Annotated in this window: 11 protein-coding genes and 1 other RNA gene; 9 read left to right on the top strand and 3 right to left on the bottom strand. The window is 64.7% G+C overall.

From position 1 onward, the window contains the following. The first annotated feature begins 38 nt into the window (after positions 1–38). The 3 genes from zipA (at position 39) to ffs (ending at position 3,771) form a co-directional block, all read left to right on the top strand. Positions 39–926: a cell division protein ZipA gene (gene zipA / locus FW789_RS10910; RefSeq protein WP_207072683.1), complete on the top strand. Its 888-nt coding sequence runs from the start codon at positions 39–41 to the stop codon at positions 924–926. Between the two features lie 296 nt (positions 927–1,222). Beyond that, the gene (gene ligA, locus FW789_RS10905) at positions 1,223–3,553 is read left to right on the top strand and encodes an NAD-dependent DNA ligase LigA (RefSeq protein ID WP_446431438.1); all 2,331 of its coding nucleotides are present in this window, start codon (positions 1,223–1,225) and stop codon (positions 3,551–3,553) included. A gap of 121 nt (positions 3,554–3,674) precedes the next feature. After that, an RNA gene (ffs, locus tag FW789_RS10900) (signal recognition particle sRNA small type) lies at positions 3,675–3,771 on the top strand. Positions 3,772–3,849: 78 nt separating this feature from the next. Here the strand turns inward: ffs and FW789_RS10895 are convergent. Beyond that, on the bottom strand, positions 3,850–4,254 hold the full coding sequence (locus FW789_RS10895) for a helix-turn-helix domain-containing protein (protein ID WP_446431437.1): 405 nt from the start codon (positions 4,252–4,254) through the stop codon (positions 3,850–3,852). Positions 4,255–4,337: 83 nt separating this feature from the next. Between FW789_RS10895 and FW789_RS10890 the strand changes: the two genes are divergently transcribed. Next, entirely contained in the window at positions 4,338–4,826 is a 489-nt protein-coding gene (locus FW789_RS10890; protein WP_207072685.1) for a DUF2938 family protein, read from the top strand. Here the strand turns inward: FW789_RS10890 and FW789_RS10885 are convergent. Further along, positions 4,815–5,585 (bottom strand): substrate-binding periplasmic protein, encoded by a 771-nt coding sequence (locus tag FW789_RS10885; RefSeq protein ID WP_411561959.1) that lies wholly within the window; start codon positions 5,583–5,585, stop codon positions 4,815–4,817. The genes FW789_RS10890 and FW789_RS10885 overlap by 12 nt on opposite strands. Before the next feature lie 128 nt (positions 5,586–5,713). Here FW789_RS10885 and dnaX point away from each other — a divergent pair, with 128 nt between their 5' ends. From dnaX to recR, 3 genes are all read left to right on the top strand, one after another. Then, positions 5,714–7,744 (top strand): DNA polymerase III subunit gamma/tau, encoded by a 2,031-nt coding sequence (gene dnaX, locus FW789_RS10880; RefSeq protein ID WP_446431436.1) that lies wholly within the window; start codon positions 5,714–5,716, stop codon positions 7,742–7,744. Positions 7,745–7,809: 65 nt separating this feature from the next. Continuing rightward, the gene (locus FW789_RS10875) at positions 7,810–8,136 is read left to right on the top strand and encodes a YbaB/EbfC family nucleoid-associated protein (protein ID WP_101318032.1); all 327 of its coding nucleotides are present in this window, start codon (positions 7,810–7,812) and stop codon (positions 8,134–8,136) included. Between the two features lie 220 nt (positions 8,137–8,356). Further along, positions 8,357–8,959, top strand: a complete 603-nt coding sequence (gene recR / locus FW789_RS10870; RefSeq protein WP_103436720.1) for a recombination mediator RecR — start codon at positions 8,357–8,359, stop codon at positions 8,957–8,959. Positions 8,960–8,976: 17 nt separating this feature from the next. On the opposite strand, the gene FW789_RS10865 is transcribed toward recR, so the two are convergent. Next, positions 8,977–10,830: a sigma-54-dependent Fis family transcriptional regulator gene (locus FW789_RS10865; protein ID WP_340612558.1), complete on the bottom strand. Its 1,854-nt coding sequence runs from the start codon at positions 10,828–10,830 to the stop codon at positions 8,977–8,979. Positions 10,831–11,109: 279 nt separating this feature from the next. On the opposite strand from FW789_RS10865, the gene FW789_RS10860 reads away from it, so the two are divergent. Together FW789_RS10860 and FW789_RS10855 are read left to right on the top strand one after the other, a co-directional pair. Next, positions 11,110–12,165 carry an ATP-NAD kinase family protein gene (locus tag FW789_RS10860; protein WP_411561957.1) on the top strand — a complete coding sequence of 352 codons (1,056 nt, stop codon included), beginning with the start codon at positions 11,110–11,112 and terminating at the stop codon, positions 12,163–12,165. Positions 12,166–12,187: 22 nt separating this feature from the next. Beyond that, on the top strand, positions 12,188–13,165 hold the full coding sequence (locus FW789_RS10855) for a thiamine pyrophosphate-dependent dehydrogenase E1 component subunit alpha (protein WP_101318041.1): 978 nt from the start codon (positions 12,188–12,190) through the stop codon (positions 13,163–13,165). Positions 13,166–13,176: the final 11 nt, after the last annotated feature.

Genomic DNA, 13,176 nt, shown 5'->3' with positions numbered 1-13,176 from the left:
TGTTTTCAAGCATATTTTTTATAGAGGCACGGGATTAAATGGAAATCGGTCTGCGCGAGTGGCTGATCGTCATCGGCATCATTGTCATCGCCGGTATTCTTTTCGACGGCTGGCGTCGCATGCGTGGTGGCAAAGGCAAGTTGAAATTCCGTCTCGACCGCAGCTACTCCAATGTTGCGGACGAAGAAGGCGGCGCGGAAGTGCTCGGCCCGGCACGCGTGCTGGAAGGCCAGCACAAAGAGCCCGAGCTGGACGAAACCGACCTGCCGTCGATGAGCGCAGGGCGTGAGCGCGAGCGCGAAGCCAAACCGGTCAAGGCCGCCAAGCGCGGCAAGCGCAACAGCGAGCCGCAGCAAGGCGATCTGAGCCTGGCGGCCGAGCCGCGTGAGCCCGACCTGTTCGCCGAGCCGGACAACGTCTACGAGACCGACAACAGCCGCACCAGCGGTTTCTCCTCGAGTTCGTCCAGCAGCAGCGTCAAGGAGCTGCCACCGGCTGAAGAAGTGCTGGTGATCAGCGTGATCTCCCGAGACGAAACCGGCTTCCGCGGCCCGGCACTGTTGCAGAACATTCTCGAGAGCGGTCTGCGCTTTGGCGAAATGGACATCTTTCACCGTCACGAGAGCATGGCCGGTCACGGCGAAGTGCTGTTCTCGATGGCCAACGCGGTCAAGCCAGGGGTGTTTGACCTAGATGACATCGACCATTTCAGCACCCGTGCGGTGAGCTTCTTCCTCGGCTTGCCAGGCCCGCGCCATCCCAAGCAGGCGTTCGACGTAATGGTTGCTGCTGCGCGCAAGCTGGCCCATGAGCTCGATGGCGAACTCAAGGATGACCAGCGTAGCGTGTTGACGGCGCAGACCATCGAGCATTATCGCCAGCGAATCGTTGAGTTCGAGCGTCGCGCGCTGACTCAGAAGCGTTGATTTAACCGTGCGGGCAGGGTCGATAGTGATTCTGCCCGCAGTGATTTATGCGCTAGAGCAGCTCTGGTGCTGAGTGGGGCAGGTGGGCGCGGCGGTGCCTGGATTGGGGCTGCGGCGCAGCCCTTTCGCGACACAAGGCCGCTCCTACAGGGACCGCGCAAGGCCGGTCCCCACCGCTCTTCAGGCATGTGCGGTCCCTGTAGGAGCGGCCTTGTGTCGCGAAAGGGCCGCATAGCGGCCCCCTATCCGCCAAACTCACCCGAAGCCGCTCTTGTGCCCAGCAAGAGAACACCCTCATGACCGCCGAAACCCGCATCCATCAGCTGCGCGCCGAACTCGACCAGCACAACTACCGCTATTACGTACTCGACGAGCCGAGCATCCCCGACGCCGAATACGACCGCCTGTTCAACGAACTCAAAGCCCTCGAAGCCGAACACCCGCACCTGGTTACCCCTGACTCGCCAACCCAGCGCGTCGGCGGCAGTGCCCTGGCGGCTTTCAGCCAGATCCGCCATGAAGTGCCCATGCTCAGTCTGGGCAACGCCTTCGAAGAAGCTGACCTGCGTGAATTCGATCGCCGCGTGGTCGACGGCCTCGATCAGCCTGACGCCGTTGACTACAGCTGCGAGCCCAAGCTCGACGGCCTTGCGGTCAGCCTGCTGTACCGCGATGGCCAGTTGGTGCAAGGTGCCACCCGTGGCGACGGGACCACCGGCGAAGACATCAGCAGCAACGTGCGCACCGTACGCAACATCCCACTCAAGCTGCAGGGCAGTGGCTGGCCGGCGGTGCTCGAAGTGCGCGGTGAAGTGTTCATGAGCAAGGCCGGCTTCGACCGCCTCAACGCCAGCCAGGCTGCCATTGGCGGCAAGACCTTCGCCAACCCGCGCAACGCCGCCGCCGGCAGTCTGCGCCAGCTGGACTCGAAGATCACCGCCAGCCGCCCGCTGGAATTCTGCTGCTATGGCGTTGGGCAAACCTCCGAAAGCATCGCCGACAGCCACATCGACACCCTCGAGAAGCTCAAGACCTGGGGCATGCCGATCAGCCGCGAGCTCAAGCACGCCGCTGGTATTGAAGAATGTCTGGCCTACTACCAGGACATCGGCGCTCGCCGCAACGAGCTGGCCTACGAGATCGATGGCGTGGTGTTCAAGGTCAACAGCCTGGCCGCGCAGCGCGAGCTGGGCTTTCGCGCACGCGAGCCGCGCTGGGCGATCGCCCATAAATTCCCGGCCATGGAAGAGCTGACCGACGTGCTCGACGTCGAGTTTCAGGTCGGTCGTACCGGCGCAGTCACGCCTGTCGCGCGCCTGAAGCCGGTCAAGGTCGCCGGCGTCACCGTATCCAATGCCACCCTGCACAACATGGACGAAGTCGCCCGGCTCGGCGTGCATATCGGCGACACGGTAATCATCCGTCGCGCTGGCGACGTCATCCCGCAAGTCATGCAGGTGGTGCTCGAGCGCCGCCCAGCTAACGCCCGTCCGGTGCCGGTGCCGAGTGAATGCCCGGTGTGCGGCTCGCAGGTCGAGCGTACCCAGTTGATCAAGCGCAGCAAAGGCAAAGAGACCACCAGCGAAGGTGCGGTCTACCGCTGCGTTGGCCGCCTGGCCTGCGCCGCGCAGCTGAAGCAGGCGATCATCCACTACGTCTCGCGCCGCGCCATGGACATCGATGGTCTAGGCGAAAAAAGCGTCGAGCAGTTGGTCGATGAGGGGCTGATCCGCTCGCCGGCTGACCTGTACAAGCTGACTTTCGAGCAGATCGTCGACCTCGAAGGCTTTGCCGAGGTTTCCAGCAACAAACTGCTCGAGGCCATCAACAACAGCAAGCGACCAAACCTGGCGCGCTTCATCTACGCCCTCGGCATCCCCGATGTCGGCGAAGAGACCGCCAAGGTCCTGGCGCGCTCGCTGGGCAGCCTGGCGCGGGTGCAGGAGGCGCTGCCGCAGGTGCTCACCTACCTGCCCGATATCGGCCTGGAAGTCGCCCACGAGATCCATAACTTCTTTGAAGACCAGCACAACCGCGACGTCATCCAGCAGTTGCTCGACAGCGGCATGCAGTTGCAAGAGGAGGGCGAGCTGGCCCCCGAATTCGCCGCCAGCACTACCCTCGCCGGGCTGATCGCCAAGCTCGACATCGCTTCGGTCGGCCCGACTGGCGCCGAGAAGCTGGTGGCCAAGCTCGGCAGCCTCGAGCAGATCATCCAGGCCGACGGCATCGACCTGCGTCAGGCCCTGGCGGCCAAGCAAGCCGAAGCCGTGCGCGAGTTCTTCAAGGTCGAGGCCAACCAACAGCTGGCACGCGCTATCGAAGCGCAGCTGCTGAAGTTCGGCATGCACTGGGCCAGCGAGAAGCGCGTGGTCGAAGGCCTGCCCCTGGCCGGGCAGACCTGGGTGCTTACCGGCAGCCTCGAGCGCATGAGCCGCGACATCGCCAAGGACAAGCTCGAACAGCTCGGCGCCAAGGTCGCCGGTTCGGTCTCTGGCAAGACTCACTGCGTCGTCGCCGGCCCCGGCGCCGGCTCGAAGCTGGCCAAAGCCAGCGAACTTGGGGTCAAGGTGCTCGATGAAGACGCCTTTGTCGGCTTTTTGGCCGGCCACGGCATCGACATCTGACCGCCTCGCGGGACAAGTCATTGAGAAATGATGATTTTTTCTTGATGCAGAGGTTGTAACTTCGTCCCAGAGCGGTACAATGGCGCGGCTTGTCACATGGCAAGTCGCGTTATGGTGGCCCTACCGGTCCCTCCGCATTGATTACCCGTTGACCTGGTCAGATCCGGAAGGAAGCAGCCAAGGCGGGGACATTGAGTGCCGGGGTGTGGCTGGTGGGGCTGCCTCCATTTCAGGGGTCGGAAAATCTTTCGACGCGCCTGCTTCAGCATCTCCTTTCGCTGCCAAATCCTACACCCTCAGTTATTCAAGCCACGCTCGCGTACACGCACCCCTGCCGCCGCAGCCTTCATCAAGCGCTGAAACGTCGAGCACGCCAGATGATCTTCCTCCGGGCAAGCCGCCGCATGCCGCAGCCCTTTGCTCATGGCCTGCAAGCGTTTGACCTGTGCATCGATTTCGTTCGCCTTGGCCCTGAGCATCTCGCGATCGACCTGTAGATCCATCAGCATCGCCCGCACTTCACTCAATGAAAACCCTGCTGCCTGCCCAAGCGCGATCAAGGCCAGGCGATCGGCTGCGTCTGCGGAAAACTGGCGACGTTGGCCGGGGCTGCTAAGTGACTCGAGCAAGCCGGTCTTGGCGTAGTAGCGCAGGGTCGAGGCGGGTACTCCGGTGCGCTTGGCGACATCGGCGATGTCCATGATTGCTCCCTTGACTTGAAGTTGACTTCAACTTCTATGCTGCGCGGCATTGGGGGTTTTCGTCAATCTGCGAGGGTGTATTCATGGGCGTTACGGTTTTATTGATTTCCACGCTGGTGGTCGGCATCGGCGCCACGTTGGTGATGGATGTGTGGGCGATGGTGCTGCGCCGCCTGGGGGTGGCAACGCTGAACTACGCCATGCTTGGGCGCTGGGCGGGGCACCTGCTGCGAGGCAGGGTGCACCATGCAGCTATCGCCAAGGCGGAGCCGATCAGGCACGAGCGGGTGTTGGGCTGGGCGTTGCATTACACGATTGGCCTGTTCTTCGCCGCCGCGTTGCTGGCACTGCAAGGGGCCGATTGGCTGCACGCGCCGACGCTGCTGCCAGCGCTGACCTTTGGGCTGTGTACCGTTGTGGCGCCGCTGTGCATTCTACAGCCGGCAATGGGGGCGGGCTGGTTTGCCAGCAAGACGCCAGCGCCGCTGCGCAACAGCCTGCGCAGTGTGGCCACGCACCTGGTGTTCGGCAGCGGCTTGTACGCCACGGCGTTGCTGCTTTCACTGGTGTGAGCCGCTCACCATCGGCGCTGGCGAAGTGGGCGCGGCGTAGTGCTGGACAATGCGTTCCATCTCACCAGACTGCTTGATCCGCACCAGCGTCCTGAGCAGCGCCTGGGTCGGGCGCGACGGGTCGCTGCGGACCACGCAACCGAGGTTTTGCTCTTCCAGCAGCGCGCGGCTCTGCAATTGCGCTTCGGCTGGCAGTTGGCGGTTGAACCACTGCAGCGATAACTCATTGCTCACTGCGTACTGGTAGCGCCCGGCCTGTAATTTCTGCAGGGCCAGTTGTTGGCTACGGCTGTCTTCGCGGTGCAATTGTCCTCGGCTGAACAGGGGTTGCAGGGTTGGGTAGCTATAGCCGAGGACCGTACCAATGGCTTGAGCCGGCAGGCGCGAGGCATCCACGGGGTCGAGCAGGCCGGCGCGGCTCACCAGCAGATCGCGCTGGACCATCAGCGGCACGCTCCAGATGTACTCGCCCGGGCGCTCGATCAACCAGTTGGTTGCGAGGTGGCAGCGCACGTCGATATCGCCGTCCTCCATGGCTTGCTGCATGCGCAGGCGGGCCAACACGTGGTACTCAGGCCGCACGCCGGCTTCGCGCGCGGCAGACTGCATCAAGTCATAAAGAATGCCTTCGACCGGCTGACCCTGCTCGATGCGGATCAGCGGCATGCTCCAGCTCTCGGCAATGGCGAAGCGCAGCACCGGTTGCTCGGCCCAGCTGGACGTGGCGCATAACAGCAGGCTGGCCAGTAGTCGGCGCACGTGTATTCCTCCTTGATCTGCGTCGAACCGTGCATGGCTTAGCGTAGACGAGATTGGCCGGGTGCAATTTCGGCCCCGCTCCGCTAGCATTAGCGATCTTCCGCTGGTTCAGTTTGCGATGGTTTTTGATGAGTTATCAGGTTCTTGCACGTAAGTGGCGTCCGCGCTCGTTCCGCGAAATGGTCGGCCAGACCCATGTGCTCAAGGCATTGATCAATGCGCTGGACAACCAGCGGCTGCATCACGCCTACCTGTTTACCGGTACCCGCGGGGTCGGCAAGACCACCATCGCGCGGATCATCGCCAAGTGCCTGAACTGCGAAACCGGCATCACCTCGACGCCCTGTGGCACCTGCTCGGTGTGCCGGGAGATCGACGAGGGGCGCTTCGTCGACCTGATCGAGATCGACGCCGCCAGCCGAACCAAGGTCGAAGACACCCGCGAGCTGCTCGACAACGTGCAGTACGCACCGAGCCGTGGCCGCTTCAAGGTCTACCTGATCGACGAAGTGCACATGCTCTCGACGCACTCGTTCAACGCCTTGCTGAAGACGCTGGAAGAGCCGCCGCCCTACGTCAAGTTCATCCTCGCCACCACCGACCCGCAAAAGCTGCCGGCCACCATCCTCTCGCGCTGCTTGCAGTTCTCGTTGAAGAACATGAGCCCGGAGCGGGTGGTAGAGCACCTTAACCACGTGCTGACTGCCGAGAACGTGCCGTTCGAGGATGACGCGCTGTGGCTGCTCGGCCGCGCTGCCGATGGCTCGATGCGCGACGCCATGAGCCTGACCGATCAGGCCATCGCTTTTGGCGAAGGCAAGGTACTGGCCGCCGATGTGCGGGCGATGCTCGGCACCCTTGACCACGGCCAGGTGTATGGCGTATTGCAGGCGTTGCTCGAAGGCGATGCGCGAGCGCTGCTGGAGGCAGTGCGCGATTTGGCCGAGCAAGGCCCGGACTGGTCCGGCGTGCTCGCCGAGATGCTCAACGTGCTGCACCGCGTGGCCATCGCCCAGGCGCTGCCCGAGGCGGTCGACAATGGTCAGGGCGACCGTGATCGAGTCCTGGCGCTGGCGTCGGCGCTGCCTGCCGAGGACGTGCAGTTCTACTATCAGATGGGGTTGATTGGCCGGCGCGACTTGCCGCTGGCACCAGACCCGCGCGGCGGTTTCGAAATGGTCCTGCTGCGCATGTTGGCGTTCCGCCCGGCGGACAACGATGACGCGCCGAGACCGCAGCTAAAGCCAGTGGGGATCAGCCAGGCCACAGCTGATTCAGCAAAAGCGGTGGCAGCGGCAGCGCCCGTCAGCGCGGTTGCAGAGGTCCCGGCCCCGGCTGCGCCGGTGGCCCCAGCGGTTGCCGAACCAGTAGTCGCGGAGCCTGTTGCGGAGCCAGAACCAGAACCTGCAGCGCCAGCGCCAGTTGCAGAGCAAGCCATCGACCTGCCATGGGAAGAGCAGGCAGCGCCTGTCGCTCCGCCGAAGCCACCTGCGCCTGAGCCGTTGCCAGCCAAGCCCGAGCCGCAACCCGAAGCACAGCACGCGCCGTCACATGACGATGCGCCGCCGTTCGACCCGGCTGCCTACGATGGCGTCGGTATGGACCGCGACGACGAGCCGCCGCTGGACGAGGACTATTACGCAGGCGAAGCCGACCCGGTTGGTTTCAGCTACCTGGACGAACTCGCCGAGCACGTCCAGGAAGACCAGCAGGCGCCGCCGCCCGAGCCGCTGCCAGCCTCCAAGCCGGCGACCGGGCTGGCCCTGCAATGGTTGGAATTATGCCCACAGTTGCCTGTATCGGGGATGACAGGCAACATCGCCGCAAACTGTACGTTGATTGCCGTCGACGGCGACAACTGGCTGCTGCACCTTGACCCGGCGCAGGGCGCGCTGTTCAACTCGACCCAGCAGCGGCGCTTGAACGACGCGCTCAACCAGCACCTCGGGCGCACCCTGCAACTGAGCATCGAGCTGATCCGCCCGGAGCAGGAAACCCCGGCCCAGGCCGCAGCGCGCAAGCGTTCCGAGCGTCAGCACGATGCCGAAGTGTCGATCGAGCAGGATCCGCTCATCCAGCAGATGATCCGCCAGTTTGGCGCGACCGTGCGGCAGGATACTATTGAGCCCGTAGAGCCTCTGGTCAACCAGGGGCAATAAACCGATATCCATGCGGCCGGCACTGCGCCAGGCCGCATCATATGAACCAATCGAGGTATACCCCCATGATGAAAGGTGGCATGGCAGGCCTGATGAAGCAGGCTCAGCAAATGCAGGAAAAAATGGCCAAGATGCAGGAAGAGCTGGCCAGCGCCGAAGTCACTGGTCAGTCCGGCGCCGGCCTGGTCAGTGTGGTCATGACCGGCCGTCATGACGTCAAGCGCATCAGCCTCGACGACAGCCTGATGCAGGAAGACAAGGAAGTCCTCGAAGACCTGATCGCTGCCGCCGTCAACGACGCCGTGCGCAAGGTCGAGCAGAACAGCCAGGACAAGATGGGCGGCATGACCGCTGGCATGCAACTGCCGCCGGGCTTCAAGATGCCGTTCTAAGGCATTGGCTTTCCTGTAGGACAAAACGCCCGTTGATCGGGCGTTTTTTTTTGCGCTGGTTAAACCCTGGCCAGTAACCGCAGCCGACCGAACCCGCAGGCGCGGTCGGGGGTCAACCACAACACAGGTAGGCCTTGTCGGTATCGGCTGTAGCTGATTTGACGCTGCCTGCCGTGGCCGGTATAAACCGCCTCTTAATTTGTATTGTCAGGCCTCTCCGATGAGCTTCAGCCCACTGATCCGCCAACTGATCGACTCGCTGCGCATCCTGCCCGGTGTCGGCCAGAAAACCGCCCAGCGCATGGCCCTGCAGTTGCTCGAACGTGACCGCAGCGGCGGCCTGCGCCTGGCGCAGAGCCTGACCCAGGCGATGGAAGGGGTCGGCCACTGCCGCCAGTGCCGAACCTTGACCGAACAGGAGCTGTGCCCGCAGTGCGCCGATGTGCGCCGCGACGACACCCAGCTGTGTGTGGTCGAGGGGCCGATGGATGTGTATGCCGTGGAGCAGACCGGTTTCCGCGGTCGCTACTTCGTACTCAAGGGGCACCTGTCGCCGCTCGATGGCCTCGGGCCTGAGGCTATCGGCATCCCGCAGCTGATGGCGCGCATCGCCGAACAGGACAGCTTCACCGAAGTGATCCTCGCCACCAACCCGACCGTGGAAGGTGAAGCGACCGCGCACTACATCGCCCAGTTGCTGCACGAGAAGGGCCTGGTTGCCTCGCGTATCGCCCATGGCGTGCCGCTCGGTGGCGAGCTGGAGCTGGTCGATGGCGGCACCCTGGCCCATGCCTTTGCCGGGCGCCGGCCGATTGCGCTGTAACTGACTGCTCCCAGCGGTTACTTCATCCGCGGCATTTCAATCCGGTGCTCGTGCACGCGCCGGTACAAGGTTGCCCGAGAAATGCCCAGCGCCTGAGCCGCATCCGCCGGTTTCCAGCGATGACGAATCAGCGCATCGAGAATCATCTGCCGGGCCGGGCTGGAGACGCTGGTCAGCGCCGGCGCGTCCTGAGCGGCGCCGCGCAGCTCTTGCGGTAGATCATCCAGGCGCAACTGGCCCCCATCACACACCGCGCAGGCATAGCGCAGCACCTGGCGCAGCTGCCTGAGGTTGCCCGGCCAGCGGTAGCTCAACAGCGCTTCCAGCGCCGCATCGGTGAGCAGCACCTCAACCCCGCAGGCCTGCGCCTCCTCGGCCAGCAGGCGGTGGATCAGGCTCAGGCGGTCGTCGCGCTCGCGTAGCGGCGGCAGTTCGAAGCGGGCGTTCGCCAGGCGGAAGTACAGGTCCTCGCGAAAGCGCCCGTCGCTGACCATCATTGCCAGGTCACGGTGAGTGGCGCAAATCACCTGAATATCGACGCGCTCGCGCCGGGCGGCACCCAGCGGCGCCACCTCGCCCTCGGCCAGCACCCGCAGCAGCCGGGTTTGCAGGCTTAGCGGCATGTCGCCGATCTCGTCGAGAAACAGCGTGCCACCATCGGCCTGCTGGAGCAGGCCCTGCATACCTTTGCTCGATGCGCCGGTAAACGCCCCGGCGACGTAGCCAAACAACTCGCTCTCGATCAGCGACTCCGGGATCGCCGCGCAATTGAGCGTGACAAACGGCCCTGCTGCGCGCTGGCTGAGCTGGTGCAGCTGGCGCGCGAAGACTTCCTTGCCGACCCCGGTTTCACCTTGCACCAGCACCGCCAGATTGCAGTCCTTGACCCGCGTGGCCAGGCGCAGGTGCTGGCTGATCCGCGCGTCTTGCGCTTGCGGCGTGGGCACTGATGGCGTGCTGCGCCGTTGTGGCGCGCTGACTCGCCCGTACAAGGCAAAGCCCGGCAGGCGCTGGGCGCTGGCCTCGCTGGCGCGGCGCAGTTGCTCAAGGTCGAACAGTTCGCCGATGTGCTGCGGCAGGCGCCCATTGCGCGCCAGCAGATGCTCGCGGGCGAGGCTGTTGAGCGCTTGCAGGCGGCCTTCGGCATCCCAGGCGAGCAGGTAATCGGGCTGGCTTTCGACATAACCGGGGGTGCCGTGGGCGCGCATCACCCAGTGGCCCTGGCTGCTGTGCATGAAGAAGGCGTTTTCGATCTCGCGAGCGGTCTGCTCGACCAGCTGGCGAATCAGATGTTGGCTGCGCCGATCATCCGGCGACTTCAGCGCGGACACGTCGACCACCCCCAGCAGTTCACCCAGCGGGTCGAACACCGGCGCTGCGGTACAGGTCAGGCCGATGAATGCGGCGCGATAGTGATCGCGCTTGTGCACGGTCACCGGTGCCTTGCTGGTCAACACCGCCGCCACGCCGCAGGTGCCTTCTTCCACTTCCGACCAGCAGGTGCCCAGATACAGGCCGGCCTTGCGGCAGTCAGTGCGGATGCTGCTGTCGACCCGGTAGTCGATGGTGCGGCCCTGGCCGTCGGTCAGCAGCACGCAGTAGTCGGCGCCGCGCACCTGGGCGTGCAGGCGTGCCACGGCGTCGCTGGCGATGCGCAGAAACAGCTCGGCGCGCTCGCGGCATTCGTTTAGCAGGTTTTGCGAAAGGATGCGTGGACCCTGCTGCGAGCCAGGGTCGAGGTGATGCAGCTCCATCGAGCGCCGCCACGAGTCGAGGATCAGTGCGGGTACCGGCACCTGTGGCTGGCGTTCGGCGTTTTTCAGCACGCGGCTGACGCAGTCGACATGGGCTCTGGAGTTCGCGGCGAGCATTCGGGCCTCCGGGTATCTCGTTCTTGTCTTTATCGAGCCATTAAGCACGCGCGCGACCACTGCGACAAGCGCTGCTTGATTGGCGGCGCGGCTGAGACGCGGCGTCTCAGCGTCTCGCGGTCAGCGCTGCTGGCGCGGCACCCGGCGTCTCGCCGGCAAGCCGCCAACGTGCACTGGGCACTAGCTGAAACCGCTCTGCCACAGGGCTTGCAGCGTTCAGATCAAAAGCTGGCACCGGCCTTGCTCTGGCTCTCCTCAAACAATAAAACGAGGTGCGCCATGCGCCAGCCCGGCCCGATCATCGGGATCATTGCCAACCCTGCCTCCGGTCGCGACCTGCGCCGCCTGACGGCCAATGCCGGTTTGTATTCCAGCACCGACAAAGCCTCGGCGATCCAGCGCCTGCTCGCCGCATTTGGCGCCACCGGCATTGCCAAAGTGCTGCTGCCAACCGATATGACCGGCATCGCCGCCGCGGTGCTCAAGGCCAGCACTGGCCCGATGGCCCGTGAGCAGCGCTGGCCGGCGTTGCAGATGCTCGATCTGTCCTTGACGCAAACCGTCGCCGACACCCGCCTCGCGGCTCGCCAGATGGTCGAGCAGGGCGTGGCGATGATCGCTGTGCTGGGCGGCGACGGCACGCACAAGGCGGTCGCCGCCGAAGCCGGCGATACGCCGTTGCTGACCTTGTCGACCGGCACCAACAACGCCTTCCCTGAACTGCGCGAAGCGACCAGCGCGGGTCTCGCCGGTGGCCTGCTGGCCAGCGGCCGGATCCCCGCAGCCATCGGCCTGCGCCGCAACAAGCGGCTGCTGGTGCGGGTGCCGCAACAGCAGCTGTGCGAATGGGCGTTGGTCGAGGTCGCGGTTTCACCTCAACGCTTTGTCGGCGCCCGCGCCTTGAGCCGCAGCGAAGACCTGGCAGAAGTGTTCGCCTGCTTTGCCGAGCCACACGCCATCGGCCTGTCGGCCATCTGCGGGCTGTGGTGCCCGGTTTCACGTCAGGCCGAGCAGGGCGCCTGGGTGCGCCTCGATGCCAGCGCCACACAGGTCTTGCTGGCGCCGCTCGCGCCCGGCTTGTTGCAAGGCTGCGGGGTGACCGCCAGTGGCCCGCTGCAGCCGGGCGTGGCGTATCCACTGAGCCTGCGCAGCGGCACCCTGGCGCTGGATGGCGAGCGTGAAATCGAGTTTGCCGAGCAAGACACCCCAACCATCACCCTCGACCTGCACGGCCCACTTTCGGTCGATGTCGAGGCGGTGCTGGCGCATGCCGCCCGCCACCATCTGCTGGTCGTCCCCCGCGACCAGCGGCACACCCCTGCAACCCTGCGTTGAGACAACCCTGGAGAACAACAAGATGTCCACCCAACTCAGCTCCGAGCAGTTGCTGCATGCCTATGAAGTCATGCGCACCATTCGCGCCTTCGAAGAGCGCCTGCATGTCGAGTTTGCCACCGGCGAGATCCCCGGTTTCGTCCACCTGTACGCCGGCGAAGAAGCCTCGGCGGCCGGGGTCATGGCGCACCTGCGTGATTCCGATTGCATCGCCTCCAACCACCGCGGCCATGGCCACTGCATCGCCAAGGGCGTCGATGTGTACGGGATGATGGCCGAGATCTACGGCAAGAAGACCGGCGTCTGCGGCGGCAAGGGCGGCTCCATGCACATCGCCGACCTGTCCAAGGGCATGCTCGGCGCCAACGGCATCGTCGGTGCCGGCGCGCCGCTGGTGGCCGGCTCGGCGCTGGCAGCCAAGCTCAAGGGCCGCGATGACGTCTCGGTGGTGTTCTTCGGCGACGGCGCCTCCAACGAAGGCGCGGTGTTCGAAGCCATGAACATGGCCTCGGTGATGAACCTGGCGTGCATCTTCGTCGCCGAGAACAACGGCTACGCCGAAGCCACCGCGTCGAAATGGTCGGTTGCCTGCGACCATATTGCCGACCGCGCCGCCGGCTTCGGCATGCCCGGGGTGACGATCGACGGCTACGACTTCTTTGCCGTGCACGAAGCCGCAGGCGCCGCCGTCGAGCGTGCGCGCAGTGGCCAGGGGCCGTCGCTGATCGAGGTCAAGCTGACCCGCTACTACGGCCACTTCGAGGGCGACGCACAAACCTACCGCGCGCCCGACGAGGTCAAGAACCTGCGCGAAACCCGCGACTGCCTACTGCAGTTTCGCAACAAGACCACCCGTGCCGGCCTGCTCAGCGCTGCGCAACTGGACGCCATCGATGGCCGCGTCGATGACCTGATCGAGGACGCCGTACGCCGCGCCAAGGCCGACCCCAAACCACAGCCCGCCGATCTGCTCAGCGACGTTTACGTCAGCTACCCGTGAGCCCCCGACAA

It is taken from the genome of Pseudomonas sp. 1121_17 (assembly GCF_052850745.1).
Note: the sequence above shows the minus strand (reverse complement) of the source record. Positions and strands in the feature narration are given on the sequence as shown.

Excerpts from the sequence above, each read along its gene's own strand:
- FW789_RS10860 (WP_411561957.1), top strand. The coding sequence starts at position 11,110 with ATGCGCCAGCCCGGCCCGATCATCGGGATCATTGCCAACCCTGCCTCC.
- FW789_RS10875 (WP_101318032.1), top strand. The coding sequence starts at position 7,810 with ATGATGAAAGGTGGCATGGCAGGCCTGATGAAGCAGGCTCAGCAAATG.
- FW789_RS10895 (WP_446431437.1), bottom strand. The coding sequence starts at position 4,254 with ATGGACATCGCCGATGTCGCCAAGCGCACCGGAGTACCCGCCTCGACC.
- FW789_RS10865 (WP_340612558.1), bottom strand. The coding sequence starts at position 10,830 with ATGCTCGCCGCGAACTCCAGAGCCCATGTCGACTGCGTCAGCCGCGTG.
- dnaX (WP_446431436.1), top strand. The coding sequence starts at position 5,714 with ATGAGTTATCAGGTTCTTGCACGTAAGTGGCGTCCGCGCTCGTTCCGC.
- FW789_RS10890 (WP_207072685.1), top strand. The coding sequence starts at position 4,338 with ATGGGCGTTACGGTTTTATTGATTTCCACGCTGGTGGTCGGCATCGGC.
- zipA (WP_207072683.1), top strand. The coding sequence starts at position 39 with ATGGAAATCGGTCTGCGCGAGTGGCTGATCGTCATCGGCATCATTGTC.
- recR (WP_103436720.1), top strand. The coding sequence starts at position 8,357 with ATGAGCTTCAGCCCACTGATCCGCCAACTGATCGACTCGCTGCGCATC.
- FW789_RS10855 (WP_101318041.1), top strand. The coding sequence starts at position 12,188 with ATGTCCACCCAACTCAGCTCCGAGCAGTTGCTGCATGCCTATGAAGTC.
- ligA (WP_446431438.1), top strand. The coding sequence starts at position 1,223 with ATGACCGCCGAAACCCGCATCCATCAGCTGCGCGCCGAACTCGACCAG.